Genomic DNA, 1,604 nt, shown 5'->3' on the forward strand with positions numbered 1-1,604 from the left:
GCAAGCTTTGGATATTCTCAAAGCCAATCGGGAATTGTTGGAAACAATCACGCAGAAGCTGTTAGAAACTGAAGTAGTTGAAGGTGAGGCCTTGCACAAATACCTCTCTCAAGTGCAGCCTTTAGATAAAGTTGCGGCTTGAGTTTAACAGGGTTTAATCGGACTTACCCATGAGAGTCCAGAAACCGGGTTTTTACGAGAATACTCGCTATAGGTGAGAGATTCAGAAAAACCCCGGTTTCTTTATTGGGAGTGCATAATTCCTGTTTAATTAAACCGTTGTAGAGATAATTGAGCTTCAAATGTCCTCTGGATTTATCCCCATTTCTCGCAGTTTTTCAGAAAGGCGATCGGCTTTTTGCTGTGCTAACTCTTTCTCCTGTCTTTCTTGTTCCATTTGTCTTGACAACTCCACATAAGACAAAAACTTCAGTCCGTCGGGACGATAAATTTCCAAATCTCCCGATGCAGTTTCAAAACGGATTTGCAAACGCGGACTTACCCAACCTTCCATTGATTCAATATAGTTGAGTTGTCCGTCAGCTCGCCGCCAACCTATTAACTCATTATCCTCTGGATCGTAGACATAATATTCTTCGACTCCATAATTCTCGTAGAACTTAAACAGCTTAAACATTGCTGTCATGCGGTTTCCCGGCGAGATGATTTCAAAGACAACTTGCGGCGCAATATTATCTTCCAGCCACTGTTGGTAGGAACCCCGATCGCCTTTGGGTCTGCCAAAGGCTACCATAATATCAGGTGCTTGGCGAGTTTTGTTATCTCCTTCGACGGGATACCACAGCAAGTCACCTGCTACAAAGACATTTTCGTTGTCTTTGAACAAAGCATCTATGCCGCCTTGAATTTTTACGATTAATTGGAACTGTTTGGTATTGTCAGACATGGGTTTTCCGTCGCTGTCTGGGTAGATGATTTCTGGCAAAGTTTGAGTAGGAATTGTTGCGGTCATGGGATGACTCCATTGCTAGCAGCATCAATTTATATTTTATATCTATTTTATACGACTTACGCATTGGGCCGAGAAACCGGGTTTTTACTGAGAAGACGCGCTGTAGCCGGTAGATTTAGAAAAAACCCGGTTTCTTTATTCGGAGTGCATCCAGGACTGTTTAATTGAACCGCAAATAAACGCAGATGATTTAGAATCATCTGCGTTTTGTGATTTTCTCGCTCTCGCAATCACCCGACGGGGGTTTAAACCCCCGTCTCATAGCTTAAGTCCTCTAAAGAGGACTGGAAGAGAATTTCAGTCCTCTTTAGAGGACTTAAGCTATTAGCCAGGGACTTGAGTCCCTGGCGGGATTTGGGGTAACATGAGAATAGTGCAACATCTCAGTTACAACCCTTTGATATACTGCTTCAGTACAGGTGACAAACTGTAAAAGCTTCCTTCTTTTTCTATCAAGCAACGCCGCGATAAAGACTGGAGCGCGTTGAGTAAATCTGATGATGATATTTGTCCTTTTTCTAGCAATTTTGCTAGGTTGACTGGCTGATTTTCCTTAGCCAACAATGACATAACTTGTTTTTCTAGTTCGGAAGTGCGATCGTACTGCTGCTGTAAAACATCTTTCAAATCT

Annotated in this window: 1 protein-coding gene and 1 pseudogene; both read right to left on the reverse strand. The window is 42.6% G+C overall.

Going from position 1 to position 1,604, the window contains the following annotated elements; translation table 11 throughout:
* Window positions 1–298: 298 nt before the first annotated feature.
* On the reverse strand, window positions 299–973 hold the full coding sequence (locus QT974_RS34195; RefSeq protein WP_333472793.1) for a Uma2 family endonuclease: 675 nt from the start codon (window positions 971–973) through the stop codon (window positions 299–301).
* Between the two features lie 387 nt (window positions 974–1,360).
* Window positions 1,361–1,604: pseudogene (locus QT974_RS34200) on the reverse strand (ATPase); the annotation flags it as partial.

Source organism: Microcoleus sp. BM001215392 (genome assembly GCF_036700185.1).
Lineage (GTDB): Bacteria > Cyanobacteriota > Cyanobacteriia > Cyanobacteriales > Microcoleaceae > Microcoleus.